Annotated in this window: 10 protein-coding genes; all 10 read right to left on the reverse strand. The window is 62.8% G+C overall.

All coding sequences use genetic code 11. The features are described from left to right. Positions 1-56: 56 nt before the first annotated feature. Positions 57-10,919: an RHS repeat-associated core domain-containing protein gene (locus ACODSK_RS25170; RefSeq protein ID WP_489019806.1), complete on the reverse strand. Its 10,863-nt coding sequence runs from the start codon at positions 10,917-10,919 to the stop codon at positions 57-59. 184 nt (positions 10,920-11,103) lie between these two features. Continuing rightward, a complete protein-coding gene (locus ACODSK_RS25175) occupies positions 11,104-12,204 on the reverse strand; it encodes a metal-dependent hydrolase (protein ID WP_489019807.1) in 1,101 nt (366 codons plus the stop codon). 64 nt (positions 12,205-12,268) lie between these two features. Continuing rightward, positions 12,269-13,423, reverse strand: coding sequence for a glutathionylspermidine synthase family protein (locus ACODSK_RS25180; RefSeq protein ID WP_489019808.1), 1,155 nt, complete (start codon positions 13,421-13,423; stop codon positions 12,269-12,271). Positions 13,424-13,435: 12 nt separating this feature from the next. After that, on the reverse strand, positions 13,436-14,212 hold the full coding sequence (locus tag ACODSK_RS25185) for a DUF1190 domain-containing protein (RefSeq protein ID WP_489019809.1): 777 nt from the start codon (positions 14,210-14,212) through the stop codon (positions 13,436-13,438). A gap of 16 nt (positions 14,213-14,228) precedes the next feature. Next, on the reverse strand, positions 14,229-14,654 hold the full coding sequence (locus tag ACODSK_RS25190; protein ID WP_489019810.1) for a DUF350 domain-containing protein: 426 nt from the start codon (positions 14,652-14,654) through the stop codon (positions 14,229-14,231). A 12-nt stretch (positions 14,655-14,666) separates the two neighbouring features. After that, positions 14,667-15,332: a DUF2491 family protein gene (locus ACODSK_RS25195; protein WP_489019811.1), complete on the reverse strand. Its 666-nt coding sequence runs from the start codon at positions 15,330-15,332 to the stop codon at positions 14,667-14,669. A 251-nt stretch (positions 15,333-15,583) separates the two neighbouring features. Continuing rightward, on the reverse strand, positions 15,584-16,951 hold the full coding sequence (locus ACODSK_RS25200) for a DUF1329 domain-containing protein (protein ID WP_489019812.1): 1,368 nt from the start codon (positions 16,949-16,951) through the stop codon (positions 15,584-15,586). Between the two features lie 277 nt (positions 16,952-17,228). Further along, the gene (locus tag ACODSK_RS25205; RefSeq protein ID WP_489019813.1) at positions 17,229-18,905 is read right to left on the reverse strand and encodes a class I adenylate-forming enzyme family protein; all 1,677 of its coding nucleotides are present in this window, start codon (positions 18,903-18,905) and stop codon (positions 17,229-17,231) included. Further along, positions 18,902-20,053 (reverse strand): acyl-CoA dehydrogenase family protein, encoded by a 1,152-nt coding sequence (locus tag ACODSK_RS25210; protein WP_489019814.1) that lies wholly within the window; start codon positions 20,051-20,053, stop codon positions 18,902-18,904. The genes ACODSK_RS25205 and ACODSK_RS25210 overlap by 4 nt, the downstream gene beginning before the upstream one ends. Next, the gene (locus ACODSK_RS25215) at positions 20,050-21,255 is read right to left on the reverse strand and encodes an acyl-CoA dehydrogenase family protein (protein WP_489019815.1); all 1,206 of its coding nucleotides are present in this window, start codon (positions 21,253-21,255) and stop codon (positions 20,050-20,052) included. Before ACODSK_RS25215 ends, ACODSK_RS25210 begins: the two co-directional genes overlap by 4 nt. Between the last annotated feature and the right edge of the window lie 57 nt (positions 21,256-21,312).

The following is a 21,312-nucleotide window of genomic DNA, read 5'->3' on the forward strand; positions in this document are numbered from 1 at the left end:
GAAGGACCCCGGTGTGCTGCACCGGGGTCCTTGGCTGATGGATGAATGCGGGCTCCTCAGGGCGACAGCTTCTCGTCCCCGGGGATGGGGCCGGCGGCGATCGAGATGAACGCCGTTTCGCCTTCCTGGGTCGGCAGGAACTTCTGCACCAGGGTGACGGGGCCTGTCTGGACATCGAGCACATGTCCCAGCGCATCCAGCAGCGCGTCATCGACCTGCCTGACGATGCCTTTGAACTGGGACTTCAACGTCTGGCCCAACTGCTTTGGCACCGGCACGCCGAAGGTGTCGCTCAGGCCCGCAACGCTCGCCGTGCTCGCCTGGGAGCCGACGAAGCCCGGCTTGATCGAGTCATAGACACCAGCCGCCTTGGCCTTGTCGATGTTCTCGGTCAGCCTGGCCAGCGCTTGGGTACGCAGCTTCTGCGCATTCATCAACTCCCTCGGGGTCTTGATGAACTTGACCGGGGGCCTGCGCATGGCCGGGCCACCGCGCGCCTTGAACAGGCTGGACAGCTTGGGTGCCGACTTCATGCCATGCACGGTCATCGCCACCCCTGCCGCTGAGCCGGCGAGACCGAATACCTGCCCCCAGGCTTCCAGGGTGCTGGCCAGTTCCGGGTCGCTGTCGGCAATGATGATCGAGGCCACGTCGAAGGCGAAGGAAACCGCCGACAGCGCAGTAGTGGCGACCGCCAGCAGGACCGACATCCCCGCAGTAAAGGGAGCGATCAGCACGCCAAGCGCACCCATCACTATGCGGAACGCTGTGCTGTGCATGGCCGGCTGGGCCTCCCAGCGGCTGTACTGGGCTACGACCTGATGCCCGCTGGGATCGTGATAGTTGACCGGGTCGCCCCTGCCGAACACATAACCCGCCACGCCGCCGGCATCGAACGGACTCCAGCTGTCCCAGGACAGGAAGCGCCCCCAGATAGGGTCGTAAAGGCGGTAGCCATTGCCCAGGTGGTAGAGCCCCATGCGGTTCAGCGGTTCGCCCTTGAAGCCGAGCCAGCTTGACGACTTGGTGCCCTTATAGCGCTTGCCGTACGGCTCGTAGCGGAACCAGGTGATCGCCTTGCTGGTGAGGTCGATGCTGGCGACCACCGTGCCATTGGCATCGCGCAGCTCGAAGGACCGACTGGTTGTGGCGTTGCTATTTGCGTCCTGCACAGAGATGGCGTCCTGCAGCAGACAGGCACGACTTTCGTTGCGCAGCACCAGGGTACGGCTGGCGAAGCCCTCGCTCTTGTCGCCGTCGTCCACCACCAGGGCATACACGCTGTCGCCACGGTAGTGGTAGGTGTCGGTCTTGTTGCCCAGGGTGCCGCCCCTGACCCGGCCTTCGCTGTCGTAGCTGAACACGTACTGGGCCATGTTGCGTTCAAGGTAGTAGCTCTTGACCTGACCATTGCCGTGGTAGCTGATGTTGCGCGAGCCATCCACCGTGAGGCTGCCCTTGGCGTCCCAGGTCTTTGCATCTCCCATGGGCGTGGCCGGCAGTGGCACCCCTATCGCGTATGGGTAGACGTGGGTTACCGGGCCGACCTTGGTCGAATCTTGATGGAAAACCCAGCGCGCCCCGGCCGTGAGCTCCAAACGTTCTGTGACGTTACCCAAGGCGTCGCTGGTATAGAAGAACAGCTGCTCGTCGCCGCCGCTGACGCAGATCGCCGAACTGGAAGCCGTCCATCGGCTCAGGCGCAACGCGGCATCGTATTCGTAGCTGTCGCTGTACAGCTCGCCCTTGACATTCTTCATGAGAGTCTTGTCCAGACGCCCGTCGGCCAGCAGCGTGCGCTCCAGGATCAAATCATCGATTCCCGCGCACTTGAAGGTCCGCCTGATCTCCTGGCCCAGTTCGTCATAGACGTAGCTCACCGTCATTACCAAGTTGTCCTTCAGCGACTTCACCGTTTCGCTGCTCAGCAAGCCGTTATCGGCCCAGGTGAGACGGGTCTCGCAGTGTTCGCTGGACATCCCCACCAGCCGATTGAAGAAGTCATAGTCGTACTGGGTGGTTGCACCGGTCAGGTCGGTGAAGCGCTGCAACCGACCTGCACTGGTGAAGACCAGCGTCGAGCTCTTCGCGGCCTTGTCCTTGCCCAGGGTCTGGGTATAAGTGCGCGTGCTTTTGTCGATGCTGCTGGAATAGTCGGCCAGCGCGGTCGGCGCGGCTCCCGCCGTCTTCAGACTGGCCTTGGTGGAGGCACCGCTGTAGCTGAACTCGGTTTTCGTGCCATTGACCTCGCGGCTCGCCACCCGTCCCAGCAAATCGACCTTCTGGCTTCCCAGCGTCAATGAACGGGTGCCTTGCTTGACGCGGCTTTCAACCGCTACCTGGGCTGGGCTGGCGCCGAAGACATTTTCCAGGGTGACGCCGTTGCAGGTGGTGGTGCACAAGCGCCCTGTCGCGTCGTAGGTATAGGTCGATTCCGCGCCTAGCTTGGGCGTGGCCTTGCTCAACTGGCCATAAGCATCGTACTTGTAGTCGATCCTGTCGCGCTCGGTTGCCTTCCCGGACTCGTCGAGCGCCAGGTAGCGCACCGCCTTCAACTGCCCATCCGCAGACAGGCTGCGCTCGATCCTGCTGCCGCCGACGCCCTTGGTGAAATACTGCTGCAGGTAGGTGGTGCCGGCGGCATCGAACTCACGGTCCAGGGTAAAGTCGCCCTGGGTGAAACGCTCGCCACGCTTGCTCGGCGTCACTACCTGGGCCACCCTGGTTTCCTTGCCTGCGGCATCGGTCAACGAATGCACCGCCGTGCGCGCGCCGGTGACTTCGTCCCAGCTCCAGGTGGTCTTGCGGGTCGCGACTTTCTGGTTGTCCTTGCCGTTGTGCTTGCCATAGTCCGTTTCGCAGTGTTCATTCACCCGTCCGATGCTGTCGTAGGTCCAGGTATCGGTCACCAGGAACTTGCCCCCGAGCTCGGCCCATGCCTCGATCTTGCGCCCCAGGGCATCCCGCACAATGCGCGTGGTACTGCCATCCTCGACCAGATCGGAGGTTACGATCAAATTGCGCCCCAGCGTGCAGGTGGTCTTGCGCTGCTCGGTGCCGTCCATGCTGACCGTTTCGCTGACGAGATTGCCCTGCGGGTCGTAGGTGTAGGCTGTCTTGACCCCTGCGGTGTCGACGTTTTCGTATAGCCGCCCGGTGTTGCGCGAGCGGATCTGGCTGGAGACGATATCAGTCTCTCCGGGGCTGGAGACCGTGGTCGTGATAGTCACCAGGCCAGCGTTGTCCTTGACATAGGCGTAGGTGAACCGGGTAGTGCGCGCCGAACCCTCGAGCAGCTTGCCATCAGCATCCAGTTGTACCGTCTTGACTGACTTGACCGTGCCATAGCCGGCCGCATCGGCATCGATGTGATACTCGAAGGTCTCCAGGGACATGGAGGCCGCTTTCCAGCTATTGAGCCTGAAGCCTTCGCCATTGACCTTGCTCTGCGCCTCCAGGCTCTTCTTGAGTTCGGCCAGGGTTTGCTGATAACCCTTTTTCTCTTCGCCGCTGGTTTTCGCTATCTGTTCTCCCAGGCTGTCAATGAATGCCTGGGCGGCAGCCGTAGCGACCTTGAGCTGTTCCGCCGTGACATCGACCTTGACCACATCGGGCTGCAGAATCGTCAGCTTTTGGGTCATCAGCACACGGTCGTCGACCTTGCCGTAACCGAAGAAGGTCAGGCGCACCGCCTGTTCCTTGCCATCGACCTTGCTGCACACCAGCTCCGACTCCACATCGCCATACAAGGGCCTCTCGCTGCCGCAGTGCGTGATGTCCACTGGCAGGTTGAAGGCCGTCTTCGCATAGTCGTTGTTGGCGGGTTCCATCTCCACCGTCGTGTCGATGCGGGTGCCCCAGGTGAGACCGCCCTTGCCACCAACGAAACACACGCCGACAGGATTGAAGTAGTCGAGCGTCATGAATACGATGCCGAACAAGCTCCAATCCTGCTCCTTTACCTCGGTCTCGGTGACGCGGAACTGCTGGTAGTTGTTGAAGTAGGTCAGGTAGGTGACCTGGCCATTCTCATTGCGCTGGAGCGGACAGCCATTGGCATCGGTCATCATGCTCTTTTCATCGACGAGAACACCGCCCGCCCAGGTCCTGTTATGGGAGACGAGGCATTTGTTGTCGGTGTCGAGGCTTTGGCTGTTGTAGGTATGGCCAACTGCATTTTCGCAGCCATGGCCTTCACGCAGAGATTCTCCATTGACGAACGAATGTCGTCGCAGGACGGCGGTTCTTGGTGACGCCTTGCTGAAATAGCCGGTGAACGTAGTGCTGGTGGCGGCATAGTGATATTCATGCACAACTTCATCGACCCCCTCCCCTGGCCAGATCACATGGCGGCTGACTCTGCCCTTGCTATCGTATTCGAGGGTTTCACGGTAGGTGGATTTATCGGTTTCAGTTTTCTTGTCGACGGTAAATGCGTGCTGTTTCTCAACCTGGATGCTCAACAGCCGTCCGGAATCGTCCTTGGTAATGGTGTAACGAACTTTGCCGGCCGTGTAGAACCCGTCAACTTCAAAAACGTATTGATCAACTCCGGGTGGAGACAAGTCACAAGATATCTCCTCCGAACCAGAACCGGGGAATAATTTTATAGATTCTATGTCTTTATACTGACCCTCAGGCGTGGTTCCCTCCAGCGAAAGAGAGGTCGAAATTAACGTCTCAGAGTCGCTCCCTCTTATTATCTGCTTAAGCGAACCTCCTTCGTACTGGAAACTCAGAAATCTACCTGAAGGTGCACGATAGCGAGACTGATGGAGAGTTGTGGCGCGCTTAAGCTGGGAAAAGTCAACATACCTCCCTGTATTGTAAAATCTTTCCACAACCCCACTCTTATGGAAGACGCTGTATCCCATATGGGCGGCGATGTCTTCTCCGAGCAGGTCAGTTTCTGAAAAGATATCCTCAAAAGAATTGACTTTGACGATGAAGTCACCGCAGTTCAGCCATTCATTTTCATCACTAACCGCAACCTGCCGACCATCAACCAATGTCAGGAACACCTTTCCTTCCTCGTCGAATTTCCAGGTCGTGCCCGTATTATTCGCCCCACCTACCTGTAGGTGCACACCAGCACTCACGCTATAGGACAACCCGACCTTATAGGGGTGGCTAAAACTGTCATCGGCAAACAGCTCAGCCACCGAAATCTGCAACTTCGCCTGGCCAGTTCTGACATCCACGGAAATATATTTCCGTGCATCCCACTGATCGAACAACGCCTTGGCATCGTTGCCCATACTCGGATACTGCCGTGGCGGATCCGCCGTTACCACGCATTCCACCACCAATCCGGAGTTCTTCGGCGTCCAGAAGCGGTTGGCATTCGCCTTGGCCACCGGCACCATCATGAACTTGGTACGGTCTTCCTCTCCGCCCCTGATGAAGCGGCTCTGGTCGTTGATCTGCTTCGCACAATCCTCGGTCCAGTGCGCCTGGCTTTCACGCCCAAGCTTCGGCACAAACAGGAAACTCTCGAAAATCCGCCCGGTGGTATTGCCCTTGACGATGATCGTGACCTTCTCATCGAGCGCCAGGTCGTGGCTCCCGATCAATTCGCCCTGCTCCCAGTTCGCCGGGCTATGCAGCGTGGTGAAGCCGCGCACATTGTCCGTGCAGGCCCACAGTTTGTTGAGGCGATTGCTGGCCAGGGGCTCGGGCCGTTCATTGGCTTTCCTCTCGCCCGCGACAATCAGCTGGGTGTTGGCATTGATCCTCACGGCCAGGTCATTCGGCGCCAGCGAGCTGCTGGTGCGGCCGGCATTCGGCACGAAGTCGAACTCGTGCAGGACCTGCTCGGTGCTGTCATCCAGCACGTACACCATGCAGCGCTCCGTGGCCCCAAGCTCCCGTTCCTGCGAGATAGAGCCAATTTCCTTCAGCGCGCTGATGGTCCAGCTCACCTTCAACCCCGATCCGCTCGGCATCCAGATCACGTTGGTCCGGGCATTTTCCGCCGGTTCGATGGTCTTCTTCGCGCTGTCCTTGAGTCCGGCCTTGAGATAGAGACTGTGCTGGTTCAGGTGCCTGGCCAGGTCGCAGGCCCATTGCGCCGCCTTGAGCCGGGCCGGGTCGGGGATAAAGGTCGTCGCTTCGCAGAAGCTAGCGCTCTTCGCCGTCGTGACCATCACCGTGATGCCCTGCCCCGCCGTCAGGTCTGCCGTGGCTTCCAGCTTGCAAGCCTCACCCCAGTTGTCCAGGTGCAGTGCCGTGGTGAAGGTGCGCAGGTCAGGCAGGCGATGGCTGATGCCATTGCTGCTGGCCTGGGCATGGCTGGAGGAGGCATTGATCTGGCTGACCAGGTCCGCCGGCCATTGCTCTTTGGTCAGGCGTCCGGTCGTGGTCGTCAGTGTGATCTTGTCCAGCAACCGGTCGGCGACATCGTCAAAGGCAAAAAAGGTCACCCGCTCGCCCGCCACCGCATCGCGATCGGCGAGGATCTTGCCGGCATCCTTCAACGAGAGAATCGTCCGGGTTACCTTCAGATCAACGTTGGCAGGCAGCCAGATGAAGTTCTCGTTCTTGTTCTCGATCGGCGTAATCGAGTGATCGTTCTGCGTGCCGGCCCGCAAGAACAGGCTGGTGCTGTTGATATGGCCACACAGGTCCTCGGCCCACTGGGCGCCGAGAAGCCGCCTGTTGCCGGGGGTGAAGGTCAGGACCTCGAGGGATTCGCCGTTCTTGCTGCGCACATCCAGCCGGTAAACCGTACCCGCCGGCAGCGCCGTGTCGGCATGGAGCCTCACCTGCTTACTGGTGCTCCAGTTGTTCCTGTGGGGCACGGTGGTCACCACCACCAGCTCGCGGGAACCGACGCGCCAGTACTTGTTCTCGTGCCCGCTCCGCAGAACCTCCCAGCCGTCATCACCGGCTACTCCGGCGCGGATCAGGGCGGAGTGGTTATTGATGTGATGACAGAAATCTTCGACCCAGAGGTACCGGTCGCTGCAACCGGGCAAAGGCTCGAAGGTGATCTGTTCGAGCAAGGTATCCAGGGCTTTGTCGAACACGCTCAGGGTCACCTTCTCGCCGTCCGCCAGGTCGCGCCCCGACCAGACTTCGCCCAGTTCAGTGAGGTGATGCACCAGGTCGATCGACCAATCTCCTTCACCCGTCTCCGGCAAGTCGTTCGCCTCGTCGAGCGTCCAGCTCACCTTGAAATCAGCATTGAACGGGATCCAGAACCAGCTCTTTGCTATCTCCCATGTGGGTTCGATCAGGCTGCCGTTCTTGGCACCCGCACGCACATAGCGGCTGGTGTTGTTGATCTCGATGGAGAAATCCTTGGTGCACAGGCCACGCGTGCTGCGCCCAGGCTTTGCCGTGAAGCTGACGGTTTCCAGCAATTGGCCTTTCGAATTGCGCACCTTGAGCTTGAGGACGGAGCCCGCCTTAAGGTCCTCGACAAGACCAATGCTGACCCGTTTGTCGATGGGCCAGTTGTTGGTACGTGCCGTCGTGGTGATGACCTGCACGTCCCGCTCGGTGGTGCCCCAGAACTTGTTGCGATAGCCGCTGCTCAGGATCTCCAGCTTGCCACTCGCCAAAACACCAGCACGGATCAGCTGCAGTCCGGTGTTGACCTGCTCGCACAGGTCCATTACCCAGATCATCTGCTCCAGGCGACCCGCCTTGGGCACGAAGGTGATCTGCTCCAGCAAGGTCTGCGACGCCTTGTCGAACACACTGACCGTGACCCGCTCGCCCTCGGCCAGGTCGCGCCCCGACCAGACTTCGTCCAGTTCCGTCAGGGCGCTCGACAAATCGAGCACCCAGCTCACCTTGAAATCGGCGTTGAACGGGATCCAGATCCAGTTCTTGCCGTTCCCCCCGGTGGGTTCGATCAGGCTCTCGGACTTTGCACCAGCCCGCACATAGAGGCTGCTGTTATTGATCTGGATCGCGAAATCCTTGGCACAGAGCCCGGCGCTATTACGTCCGGCAGCGGCCTTGAAGCTTACGGTCTCCAGGAGCTCGCCCTTCCCGTTGTGTACCTTCATGTGGAGGGTGGCCCCCACCAGGACCTGCTCGTGGAGGTCGATATTCACTCGCTTGTCGGTGGTCCAATTGTTGGTACGTGCCGTGGTGGTGACAACCTGCACATCACGCTGGGTGATACCCCAGAATTTGTTTCGATAACCGCTTTCGCGGATCACCCACTCGCCATTTTCGGCATCACCGGTACGAATCAGCTTCGAATCGGCATTGACCTGCTCGCACAGGTCCGTCACCCAGGCCATCTGGCCCAGGCGACCCGCCTTGGGCACGAAGGTGATCTGTTCCAGCACGGTCTGCGTCGCCTTGTCGAACACGCTCACCGTGACCCGCTCGCCCTCGGCCAGGTCGCGGCCCGACCAGACTTCGCCCAGCTCGGTCCAGGCGCTTGACTGGTCGATCGACCAGCTCACCTTGAAATCGGCGTTGAACGGCGTCCAGATCCAGTTGTAACCATGCTCCCACATGGGCTCGATCAGGTGTGTGGACTTCCGGCCAGCCCGTACGTACAGGCTGGTGTTGTTGATCTCGGTGGCGAAATCCTTGGCGCACAGACCGATACTGCTGCGGCCGGGCCGGGACTTGAAGCTGACGGTTTCCAGCAACTGGTCTTTCGCGTTGTGCACCTTGAGCTGGAGGATGGAGCCGACCTTGAGGTCTTCGGTGAGGTTGATCTGGACCCGTTTGTCGGTGGTCCAGTTGTCGGCGCGGGCGGTCGTGGTGATGACCTGCACGTCACGGGCAGTGACACTCCAGTATTTGTTGAGGTAACCACTGTTCTTGATTTCCAGCTTTTCGCCCGCTAGCTGAACACCGGCACAAACCAGCTTGAACTGGGCATTGACCTGCTCGCACAGGTCCGTCACCCAAGTCATTTGCTCCAGGCGCCCGGCCTTGGCCACGAAGGTGGTCTGCTCCAGTACGGTCTGGGTAGTCTTGTCGAACACGCTCACCGTGACCCGCTCGCCCTCGGCCAGGTCGCGACCCGACCAGACGTCGCACAGTTCCGTCCAGGCGCTCGACTGGTCGAGCGTCCAGCTCACCTTGAAGTCGGCGTTGAATGGAATCCAGATCCAGTTCTGCGCTTTTTCCCAACCGGGATCGATCCGACTGCCGTCCTTGGCGCCGGCCCGCACGTAGAGGCTGCTGTTGTTGATCTCGATGGCGAAATCCTTGGCGAACAGCCCGAGCGTGCTGCGGCCGGGCGTCGACTTGAAACTGACGGTCTCCAGCAACTGGCCCTTGGCGTTGTGCACCTTGAGCTGGAGGACGGAGCCTATCTTGGCGTCCTCGTTGAGGTCGATGCAGACCCGCTTGTCGGTGGTCCAGTTGTTGGTACGTGCCGTCGTGGTGATGACCTGCACGTCACGCTCGGTAATGCCCCAGAACTTGTTGAGATAGCCGCTGGCCTGGGTCTCCAGCTTGCCGCCGGTCTTGACGCCGGCAGCGATCAGCTTGAGCTGGGCATTGACCTGCTCGCACAGGTCCATCACCCAGGTCATCTGGCCCAGGCGCCCAACCTTGGCCACGAAGGTGGTCTGCTCCAGCACGGTCTGGGTAGTCTTGTCGAACACGCTCACCGTGACCCGCTCGCCCTCGGCCAGGTCGCGGCCTGACCAGACTTCGCCCAGATCCGTCCAGGCAGTCGATTGATCGAGCGTCCAGCTCACCTTGAAATCGGCGTTGAACGGCATCCAGATCCAGCTATCCGATCTTTCCCAAGTGGGCTCGATCAGGTGTTTGGACCTGGAGCCAGCCCGCACGTAGAGGCTGGTGTTGTTGATCGCGATGGCAAAATCCTTGGTACACAGCCCCCGCGTGCTGCGGCCCGGCGTCGACGTGAAGTTGACGGTTTCCAGCAATTGGTCCTTCGCGTTGTGCACCTTGAACTGGAGGGTGGAGCCGGGCAGGACATCCTCGGTGAGGCAGAACCCCACGCGCTTGTCGGTGGGCCAGTTGTCCTGGCGTGCCGTCGTGGTAATGACCTGCACGTTACGCGAGGTGGTACTCCAGAATTTGTTGCGGTAACCGCTATCGCGGATTACCCACTCGCCGTTGTCTCCGTCACCGGCATGAATCAGCTTGAGTTGGGCATTGACCTGCTCGCACAGGTCCATCACCCAGGTCATCTGACCCAGGCGCCCGGCCTTGGCCACGAAGGTGGTCTGCTCCAGCAGGGTCTGGGTAGTCTTGTCGAACACGCTCACCGTGACCCGCTCGCCCTCAGCCAGGTCGCGCCCCGACCAGACTTCGTCCAGCTCCGTCCAGGCACTCGACTGGTCGAACGTCCAGCTCACCTTGAAGTCGGCGTTGTACGGAATCCAGATCCAGCTATCGTCTGTCTCCCAGTTGGGCTCGATCAGGCTTCCGGACCTGGAGCCGGCCCGCACGTAGAGGCTGGTGTTGTTGATCTCGGTGGAGAAGTCCTTGGTACACAGCCCGCGCGTGCTGCGCCCGGGCCTGGACTTGAAGCTGACGGTTTCCAGCAACTGGCCCTTGGCGTTTTCCACCTTGAGCTGGAGGATGGAGCCGACCTTGACGTCCTCGGCAAGGCCAATGCTGACCCGCTTTTCGGTGGTCCAGTTGTTGCTGCGGGCCGTCGTGGTGACGACCTTCACCTCACGGGCAGTGATGTCCCAGAACTTGTTGAGATACCCGCTGGCCTGGATCTCCAGCTTGTCGCCCACCTGAACGCCGGCACGGATCAGCTTGAGCTTGGCATTGACCTGCTCGCACAGGTCCATCACCCAGGTCATCTGCTCCAGGCGACCGGCCTTGGGCACGAAGGTGGTTTGCTCCACTACGGTCTGCGATGACGCGTCGAACACGCTCACCGTGACCCGTTCACCTTCGGCCAGATCACGGCCCGACCAGACGTCGCCCAGCTCTATCCAAGTATTGGCCATTGCGCAAGCTCCTCGAACGGGCATCGGAGGACGGTTGCGGGAGGCATCGTCGGGCCGACGCGAAACCACAGGAAAGGGAGAGATGCGCTTTACGGTAGTGAGCGGGAACGGGCTGCACAACTGACAAAAATATCAGGTGCGTGGATTGCCAAAGGCTGCTATGGGCTATGGATTCGGCGCCCGCTCAGGGCGAGCTGTCGCATCCGGCTGGTGTGCCAGCGCCGTCGAGATAGCGCGCCGTCCATGCCTGCAGTGGCAATGCCGGCTGCTGCTGGAAAATCCTCGGCAGGATCAGCTTCAGCGCCTCGGGATTACGGATCGAGTCCACCCCGGCGCCCGGCCAGTTGCTCGGCGTCTCCGGCTGCCAATGCCCCTGCCCGTCGCAACCGGCCATACGGAAGCGGAAGGTGTAGTTGCCCGGAATGCCCATGCGCAGATCGCTGACCACCAGCGCATCACCGACCACGTCATAGCGCAGCCAGTCGCCGGTGAACCAGCGCAGGCGCTCGTGCAGCGGCGAGCTCTCCAGCGCTTTCGCCGCATCCAGGTTCAGCGGTTGGCGCTGCCATTCTGGCGGGTCGTCGTCGAACAGGCCGCTGACGCCTTCGTAGTAATGACCATCCGGGGTTTTCGCGATCACCCGCCATAGCAGCGTGTTGAACGGCATGGGCACAGCGCGCAGTTGCGTCACGTCGATCTGCTGGGCGCGCAACGCGGCATGGAAGCGCTGTTCGGCAAGGTTCTTCGACAGCAGGCCGAAGCCCAGGTACGCCGTGCTCAGCAGCAGCAAGCCACCGAGCAGTACCGGCGCCCGCCCGGAGAAACCCTTGACCGCGGCGTAGATCACCCCGAGCAGCAGCGGCACGGTGTACAGCGGATCGATGATGAACACCGCCGCCCAGCTTTGCGGTACCGGCTGCAGCGGCCAGAACAGCTGGGTGCCGTAGACGGTGAAGGCATCCAGCAGCGGATGGGTGATCAGCACCAGCCACAGCGCCAGGAACAACCGCGGGCCGCTGTAGCCGGCATCGGGCCGACGCCGGCGCACCACCAGCAGGGTCAGCCAGGTCAACAGCAGCGCCAGGCCGGTAAGCACGAACAGGGAATGGGAGAAACCCCGGTGGAAGGTCATGGACGACACGGGGTCGGCGTAGCGGATCAGCACATCGAGGTCCGGCAGCGTCGCCAGCGCGGCCCCGTACAACAACGAACGACGGCCTTGTACCTTGCCGAGCAGCGCGCCCTGGATGGCGCCGCCCAAAACGGCCTGGGTCAATGAATCCAACGGCGTGCCCTCGTGATGGCGAAAGCACCGATCCTAGAGCGGCGCGCGGCAAGCCACAAGCGGCTCAGTCCAGAACGACGTGCGGCAGGAAGCGGCTGGTGTCCTTGGTGATCAGACTGTCGTCCTCGCGAATGCCGATCCCCGAGGCCAGGTCGCCGATCACCCAGGATCCGATCAGGGTGTAGCTGTCGCCGAAGCGTGGCAAGGGCGCGAACTGCTGGAGGATATAAGGTGCATCAGTGTAGGGACCGTCCGCCTCCAGCAACTCGCCGTCACGGGTGCGCAAGGCGATGTTCGCGCCTTCGCGGGAGAAGTACGGCTTGCGCACCCAGCCTGGCCTCACCGCACGCTGCGGCTCGCGGTCGACGAAGGTCGGCAGCAGGTTGGGATGGCCCTGGTTGAACTCCCAGAGCAAGGCCAGTACCCCCTTGTTGCTGATGATCGATTTCCACGCCGGCTCGACGAACTGGGTGTCACAGCCCGGCACCGCCTTGCCGAACGGCTCCAGGAAGATGTGTTCCCAGGCATGCAGCTTGAACAGGCGCTGGATCCACTGACCGTCAAGGTCGACGAAACGTCCGCCACGCAGACCGATGTCCTCGATATCGATATGTCGCGCGTCGATACCGGCATGGCGTGCCATGCGGCGCAGGAAATCGGTGGTGCCACGGTCCTCGACCGAGCCGGACATGGCCGAGAAGTGGAACGGCGCATCCGCGGGAAACGCGGAGAACGCCTGCACCAGGTCTTCGGCGATGCTGTTGAACTGGGTGGCCGAGGCTGGCAACACCCCGGCGGCAATCCGGTCTTCCAGCCACAGCAGTTGTACCGAGGCGGCCTCCAGCAGGCTGGTCGGGGTGTCGTAGTTGGCCTCGATGCACTTGGCCGGCCCCTGGCCGTCATAGCTGAAGTCGAAACGACCATAGAGGTGCGGATGCCCTTCGCGCCACGAATCACGGACCAGATCGAAGAACGCCGGCGGAATCGCCAGGCGGCTCAACAGCTCTTCGCTCGCCACGACCCGTTCCACCGTGTCCAGGCACATTTCGTGGATCTCGCGGGTCGGTGCTTCGAGGTCGCGACTGATCTGCGCCTCGCTGAACTGGTAGTAGCCCCGTTCGTCCCAGTAACGTTCGCCGTCGATGGTGTGAAAGTCGAAACCCTCGCCTTCGACGATGCGTTGCCAGTCAGGACGTTCCGCGATACTGATCTTCTTCATCGTACCCGGTCCTCAGCCGCCGAAGCCGGAGCTCTTGCCGCCCCAGCCGCTGCGCGCCGTGGCCTGCTGGCCGAAGCCACCGCGGGACAGGTTGGAGCTGATGCTGGAACCGTTGGTTCCCGAGCGGAAGGTCGAATTACTACCCGAACCCGACGATCCGGCAGAACCGTAACCACCCGAGCCACTGGTCTGCTCGTCACGCTCCTGGTAGCGCTGCGGCTGGATCGAGCGACTGAAGGTCTTGCCCTGCTCTATCTGCCGGGCCAGCGTCGAGGCCTGGTAGATGCCACGGGAATCGCGGTTCTGGTAGATCGGTTTCGACTGGTAGCGCGGCGCGCTGCGGCTGCTCATGGCGTTGCCGATCAGCACGCCGGCGAGGATACCGGTGGCCACCCTCTCGGCCCCGCCGAAACGCGCCGCATCCTGCTGGGCGTGCAACTCGGCCTGCTCGAACTGGGACCGCGGCAGCTCACCGGACGTAGCCAGTTCGAAACCGGCCATCCTCGGCATGTACTTGCCATCGGACGTAAGCTGGCAGTAGTCCTCGACGAAATCGGCATCGCACGCAGTCTGGTCGTCGTAGACCGGGGCAACGCGATGGTGGTCGATCATGGCCTGGAAATAGGCTTCGGAACACAGGTCCACCGGGACCTTCGCCGCGGTGCAGGCCGGCACGCCCTTGAAGTGGTGCTTCACGGTGTAGGTGACATTCTGCTCTGAATCGCTGCAACCACTGATGGCCAGGGGCAAGGCGCCGAGCAGCAGGAGCTTGGAGCTACGGGGTCTCATGGTGTTCTCCTTGCGCTCAGACCGACGGGGTCATGCAGGCCGAGTTGAGCAGGCCTACGCTGATGGCCACGGCGGCGGCATAGATGGCCGCACCCAGTTCACGGTCGACAATGCGTTGCGCCAACCCCTTGAGCACCAGGCTGGTACCGACGAACGCCAGCAACTGCACTACGGCGGCGATCAGCACCCAGACAACCGCGTCCAGCACACTGACGCTGTAGGCGATGATGTTGCTGGCTGGCAGGGCAAAGCCGATCAGCGAGCCACCCAGGGCGATGGCGGCCGCCGGGTTGTTGCGGCGGATCTCGTCGAACTCCTTGTGCGGGGTGATCCGCGTGTAGACGAACTGAAACAGAGCGAACAGGGACACGGCGACAACGATATAGACGACAAAACCAAGAACGGCAGTCGCGTTGAGTGAGTCCTGGAGTGCTTCAAGCATGGTGTTTCCTTGTCAGATAACGGTGATATCGGTGAGTTGCAGGGTGATGCCGACGGCGGTGGACAGCGCGACGTTGCCCTCCTCGTCCTCCTCGACGGAGAACAGCAGGAATTCCCGGCGATCCACCAGGTCGATGTCGCGGGCGTAGAGCATGCTGTGGTGGTCCACGCGGTAAGCGGTTTCCGGGTTGCGCACCCACTCCTGCATCGGCACCAACTCGGTCTGGCTCTCTTCCGAGCCCCACTGGCGCTGGTACGCGATGCCCTCCAGCACGAAGGTCGGCAGGCCGACCGGTGATTGCGCACCGGTCAGGCGCAGCAGTTCGTCGCGGCTGCTGATCGGGGTGACCTGGTGGTAACCGAACAGGATGATGTCCTCGATGTCCTCGGCGGCATTGCCGTGCATCACCACCTGGAGGAAATAGTCCTCGTCGTCCAGGTAGAAGCGCTCCAGGCGCGTGCCCTGGCCGAGGTCGATGCTGCCGGTGGCCCAGATTTTTTCGTCGCCGGGCAGGATCAGGGTCGAGTTATCGGCGAGTAGCAGGGACAGGTGCTTGTTCAGGCAGAGCATGCGCAGCGGGGCCAGGCCCAGGGGCGGTTGCGCAGTGTGCGGGCGAGTGCTGTTGCCAGCCGCAGGCAATGGGGCCTGCAGGCCGAGCATGCGTTTGATCCAGCTCATGGAGGTCCTTGCGTTGTCCTTCTTGACTGCTCCGCACGGGAAAGGCAGCGGCGTATGTCAATGGCGCAGATTGCCTCCTGCGCCTTCATCCCCCTTGTAAGGGGCACGCATCCTGCCTTCGCAGGTCGCGGACGGTACAGATGATTTTTTTTGCAAGCGATGTCTTGCTGAACAGCGGACCAGAACAGGCCCAAGAAAAAACCCCGGCGACAGGCGCCGGGGTTGCGAGGGAACGGATCGGCAGACAGCGCTCAGCGCCCCACCGCCCGCGCCGCATCGGCGGTGTACATGTCCGGGCTGTACTTGCCTTCGTTGAGGATTGGCCCTTTCTTGGCTTCGTTGGTCATGCCATAGCCGGTGTACTGCCCGGAGTTGAGGTCCATGAAGAACTGCGAACCGGCCTGCCAGCCGCTCATGTCGGGGTGGTAGTAGTAGTTGATCATGGCGTGCTTCCACAGTTGGCCGCGGGCGTCGTAGTTGTCGGCCATGACCGCGTTCCAGGTGTCCTCGTCGATGAACAGCACGCGCTTGCCATAGACATGGCGGAAGCCTTCCTTGAGATCGGCCTCCACCACCCAGACCCGGCGCAGTTCATAGCGCATGGCGTCCGGGTTGGGGTGGTTGGGCGTCAGGATGTCGCTGTACTTGTAGGCGGCGGAGTTGGCGCGGAAGGCGTTGGCCGGGCTGTAGATCTCGCGCTTGCCCAGCAGCTTCCAGGTGTAGCGTTCCGGGGCGCCGTTGAACAGGCGATCCTCGTCGACGGTCATGGTGCCGTTGGTGCCGATCATCGGCTGGTCGTAGCCATAGCCCGGCATCTGCCGCACACGCCGGGTCGAGGGGCTATAGGCCCAGGCCTGGCGCGACGAGGTGACGAAGTTGTAGGGCTCGTGGGCGATGCTGATCACGCCGTTGTCCCGGGCCGGCTTGAGGGTGGTGTTGTAGCTCATGGCCTGGACGCCGTCCTCGGTCTTCGGCTCCACCAGCGGCGAGTTGGCCTGGGACAGGTTGCGCGCCTGGGCACGGCCCCAGCCGATGCTGCCGTTGGGCAGGACGGAGGCCAGGTCGGAGATCTTTTCCTCGGTCCAGGCGCGGGCCGGCAGCTGGTGGTTCCACAGCACTTCCATGCCGTTTTTCGGGATCGGGAACGGCACCTGGCCGAGGCCTTCGATGCCCAGGCCGTCGTTGACCAGTTTGGCGTTGAGGGCGTTGGACATGGCCCGCTTGCACACGTAGTCCGGATAGCGGAAATCGCGGTGACCGGGGTAGATGTTCATCTTGTAGGTGGTCGGGTATTTCTTCAGCAGGGCCTTCTGGCCTTCGGTCAGGTGCGCCTCGTACTGGGCCATGTTGGCGGCGGTGATGACCAGGATCGGCTTCTCGTCGGCATAGGGGGCCACCGGCTGGTCACCGGAAAACTTCACATGCTTCCACCCCGGGACTTCGCCCAGATACTTGCCGGTGTAGGGTGGGATGGTGCCTTCGGCATTGCCGGCGACTTCTCCTCCCACGCAAGTGAGGTCCTTGCCCAGGCGCGCGGCTTCTTCCGGGGAAACGGCGGCCAGGGCCAGACTGCTGGCACTCAGGGCGACCGCGAGCATGACGGCGGTTGTTGTTTTCATGTATTGCCTCCTGCTGGTAAAGACTTTCGGGTGAGACCCATTGTTGGCGATTGGGTGGGGGAAACATCGTCCGGAGGGACTAAGGATTCAGGGGGATTTGCGGGGTACTGCAGGGTCTGATCGCTGCATGGGTATCTACACGCAGGTGTCGAAAGCAACGCGCCCCTGTGGGAGCGGGTTTACCGGAACGCCGGACCGCCGCGATGGCATTGGTGAATTCACCTACGTAATCGCGGGTAAACCCGCTCCCACAGGGTCTGCGATCAGGCCGCTCGAGTCACTGAAGAAGCCTCTGCTTCAACTGATCCTTGAGCACCTTCCCGGTCGCATTCCTGGGCAACGGCTCGGCGACCCGGAATACCTGGGCCGGCACCTTGTATCCGGCCAGCCGCGCGGCGATGAAGGCGCGGATCGCGTCAGCAGATGGCAGCGCCCCGCCCTGCACCACCAGCGCCACCACCTCGCCCAGCTCGGCGTCGGGCACGGCGAACACCGCCGCTTCTTCCACCCCCGGCATATCGGAGATGCAGGCCTCGATCTCCGCCGCCGCGATCTTCTCGCCGCCACGGTTGATCAGTTCCTTGATCCGGCCGCTGATGTAGAGAAAACCCTCGTCGTCGAGATAGCCGAGGTCGCCGCTGTTCAGCCAGCCATCGCACAGGGTTTCGGCGCTGGCCTGCGGCAGGTTCCAGTAGGCACTCATCAGGGTCGGCGAGCGCAGCCAGATCAGGCCTTCCTGTCCGGTCGGCAGAGGGTCGCCAGGGTGATCGCCAATGCGCACCTCGACGATCGGCAGCGGCCAGCCGCAACTGGCCGGTTTATAGAGGAAGGGCTCACCGCCGATCGCCGCGCCGATGCCGTTGCTTTCGGTAAGGCCGTAGCCACTGCCACCGATCACATCCGGCTTGCGCTCGGCCATCGCCCCCAGCAGCCCGGCGGACGACGCCCCGCCGCCGAGCCCGAGGCCGAACAGGCTGTGGGTCTCGGCCCCGCCAAAGCGCGGCGAGGCGAGCAATTGCTGCATCATCACCGGCGCGCCGTTGAACTGGGTGCAGCGCTCGTCGCGGATCAGGTCGATGGCCTTGTCCACGTCCCACTTGTACATCAGCACCAGGCGTCGCCCGCCGCGCAACGCCGAGAGAAACTGCGCATGCAGCCCGCTGACATGGAACAGCGGTACCGCCATCAGGGTGGTCGGCGCCAGGCCGCTGGCGATGACCTTGCCGATCCGCTGCGGCGAACTCAGGGCACAGAACGCGCCCTGGAAATCCAGGGCGGTCAGCGCCTGGCACACCGCGCGATGAGTGGACGACGCGCCCTTGGCCCGGCTGGTGGTGCCGGAGGTATAGAGGATCAGCGCCGGGGCATCCGGCTGTACCTCCACCAGGGGCGCCAGCAGTGCTTCGGCGGCCAGCAGGTCTTCGTAGCGGAAGCAGTGATCCGGCAGCACCGCGTCCGACTCCAGGCCGACGACGAGGGTGGTGCGCTGGCGGGCACCGAGGTCGTCGCGCAGCAGCTTCAACCGTGGCTCGTCGCATAGCAGCAGGCAGGCGCCGCTGTCCTCGACGCCATGCAGCAGCTCGTCACGTAGCCCCCAGCTGTTCAGCGGCACGCATACCGCACCGCAGCGTTGCACAGCGGCGAAGGCCACCAGCCAGGCCGGCTGGTTACGCAAGGCGATGGCCACCCGCTCGCCGGGCTGCAGGCCGAAGCGCGCGAGCAACTGCCCGGCCAGGCGATCCACCTGGTCGAAGTACTGGTCGAAGGACAGGCGCTGGTCCTGCCAGACGATGAACTCGCGGGCGCCATGTGCGCGCCCGGCCTCGATCACCTCCTGCAGGGTGCGCGAGGCATGACGGAAGTAACGGGGACTGCCGTCTTGCGGCGTGCACAGCTCAAAGGGCGAACCGGCCGCCAGCAGGCGCTGCCAGGAATCACGCCATTGCTCGATCATCGTGACTCACCCAGGGCGGCATAGCGCTCGCAGTGGAAGTCGCGGTCACCCAGGCAAGCCTGGGCCACCCGCACGCGCTTGAGGTACAGCCCGACATCCAGCTCGTCGGTCACGCCAATGCCGCCGTGCATCTGCACCGCCTCGTTGGCCACCTTGATCGCAGTGTCGCCAGCCTTCCATTTCGCCAGGCTGACCAGGCGCCCGCGCTGCGCGGCGTCGAGCCGGTCATCGTCCAGCGCCGCCAGCCCGGCCATGACCGCGCTGCGCGCCAGGGCCAGATCGACGAACAGCCGCGCCGCCCGATGCTGCAAGGCCTGGAACGAGCCGATGGGAGCATCGAACTGGACCCGGGTCTTGAGGTAGTCCAGGGTGGTCTGGAACAGCTGCTCGGCAATGCCCAGCAGTTCCGCCGCCAGGCAGGCGCGGCCGCGGTCGAGCACTGCGTCCAGCAACGCCCAGCCCTGACCTTCCGCGCCGAGCAAAGCATCCTGGCCGACCCGCACCTCACGCAATTGCAGGCGGGCGCTGTTGCGCGAGTCGATCAGCGGCAGCGCCATGCACAACAGCCCTGGCGTATCCGCCGGCAGCAGGAACAGGCTGATGCCCTCGGCCTCGCCCGCCACGCCCGAGGTGCGCGCGGCCACCACATAGGCATCGGCGCCCACGCCATCCACCACCCAGAACTTGTCACCGTCCAGGCGATAGCCGTCGCCCTCTGCCACCGCCTTGAGTGTCGTAGCCACCGGGTCATGCCGGGCTCGCTCGTCCACGGCCAGGGCCAGGCGCAGCCCACCGGCGATCACCCCCGGCAGCCAGCGTTCCTGCTGCACGGCATTGCCCGCCAGTTGCACCAGCGAACCACCGAGTACCACGCTGGACAGTAGCGGCGTGGCCGACAGGTTCTGGCCGATCGCTTCGAACACCGGCCCCAGCCCCATGCAGCCGAACGCCAGGCCGCCCAGGGCTTCGGGAAAGGCAATGCCGCTCCAGCCCAGGTTGACCGCGTCCTGCCACAACTGCGGGTCGAAACCAAGGGCCGAGCCCTCGTCACGCAGCTTGCGCTGGGCCGCTACCGGGCCACGGGCAGCGAGAAAGTCCCGCGCGCTATCGGCCAGCAGACGCTGTTCTTCGTTGTAACGCAGGTTCATGCGCTCGCTCCTTTCTTGCCGTCGGGCAGGCCAAGCACACGCTTGGCGATCACGTTGAGCTGGATTTCCGAGGCCCCGCCGGAGATGGTCAGGGCGTAGCTGTTGAGCCAGCCACGGGTCAGCGCCAGTTGCCGCTCGCTGAAGGCATCGCTCTCCCAGCCGAGGGCATGGCCGCCGAGCAGGTCCAGCAGGACTTCGAACTTGTCGCGCTCCTGCTCGGTGTGCACCAGCTTCATGATCGCCATCAGCGCGCCGACATCGTCGCCATGGCGGGCCTCCTGGCCCATGCGCTGGACGGTGAGCTGGTAGGCATGCTCATTCATGCCGACCGCTGTAGCCCGCGCCTTCAGCGCCAGTTCGCCCTGGCCCTGCGGCTGCGGCAGGTATTCGCGAACCAGCTCCGCCAGATCGAAATGCGACGGCAGGCTGATCTCGCCGAACTTGGACATGGCCTTGCGCTCGTGCTGCAACAGGTACTTGCCCAGCGCCCAGCCACCGTTCAGTTCGCCGATCAACTGGCTTTTCGGCACCTTCACGCCATCGAAGAACACCTGGCAGAACGCCGACTTGCCGCTGATCAGGTCGATGGGCTGGGCCTTGACCCCGGGGCTGCGCATATCCAGCACGATCAGGCTGATGCCCTCGTGCCGCGGCTTGCCGCTGTCGGTGCGGACCAGGGCGTACATCCAGTCGGACTTGTCGCCGTAGGAGGTCCAGATCTTGCTGCCGTCGACGATGAAATGATCGCCCGCGTCCCGCGCGGCCATCTTCAGGCTGGCCAGGTCGGAGCCGGCATTTGGCTCGGAGAAGCCCTGGCACCAGCGCACCTCGCCACGGGCCATGGGTGGCAGCAGGCTGCGTTTCTGCTCCTCGCTGCCGTAGGCCAGCAACACCGGGCCGAGCATCCAGATGCCCAGGTTGATCTGCGGCGGCCGGCAGCCGAGGCGGCGCATTTCGCTTTCCAGTACCGCCAGCTGTTCCGGGTCCAGCCCGGCGCCACCGTATTCCTCCGGCCATTCCGGGCAGAACCAGCGCTGGTCACGCATGCGTTCGAACCACAAGCGTGCGTCTTCGCTGGGGAACGCAGGCTGGCTGGCACCCCAGACCACATCGCCCTCGCCCATCACCGTGCGCATCGACGGTGGGCAGTTGGCCTCCAGCCAGGCCCGGGTGTCGTGCCTGAATTGCTCAATGCTGCTCATGACTTGTCCCCTTTCTCATTGTTCTATGCGAACCCTGTGGGAGCTGGCTTGCCAGCG

It is taken from the genome of Pseudomonas sp. FG98, from assembly GCF_057808595.1.

Coding starts and splice junctions, on each gene's coding strand:
- ACODSK_RS25215 (WP_489019815.1), bottom strand. CDS start 21,255: ATGAGCAGCATTGAGCAATTCAGGCACGACACCCGGGCCTGGCTGGAG.
- ACODSK_RS25195 (WP_489019811.1), bottom strand. CDS start 15,332: ATGAGCTGGATCAAACGCATGCTCGGCCTGCAGGCCCCATTGCCTGCG.
- ACODSK_RS25205 (WP_489019813.1), bottom strand. CDS start 18,905: ATGATCGAGCAATGGCGTGATTCCTGGCAGCGCCTGCTGGCGGCCGGT.
- ACODSK_RS25210 (WP_489019814.1), bottom strand. CDS start 20,053: ATGAACCTGCGTTACAACGAAGAACAGCGTCTGCTGGCCGATAGCGCG.
- ACODSK_RS25190 (WP_489019810.1), bottom strand. CDS start 14,654: ATGCTTGAAGCACTCCAGGACTCACTCAACGCGACTGCCGTTCTTGGT.
- ACODSK_RS25185 (WP_489019809.1), bottom strand. CDS start 14,212: ATGAGACCCCGTAGCTCCAAGCTCCTGCTGCTCGGCGCCTTGCCCCTG.
- ACODSK_RS25170 (WP_489019806.1), bottom strand. CDS start 10,919: ATGGCCAATACTTGGATAGAGCTGGGCGACGTCTGGTCGGGCCGTGAT.
- ACODSK_RS25180 (WP_489019808.1), bottom strand. CDS start 13,423: ATGAAGAAGATCAGTATCGCGGAACGTCCTGACTGGCAACGCATCGTC.
- ACODSK_RS25200 (WP_489019812.1), bottom strand. CDS start 16,951: ATGAAAACAACAACCGCCGTCATGCTCGCGGTCGCCCTGAGTGCCAGC.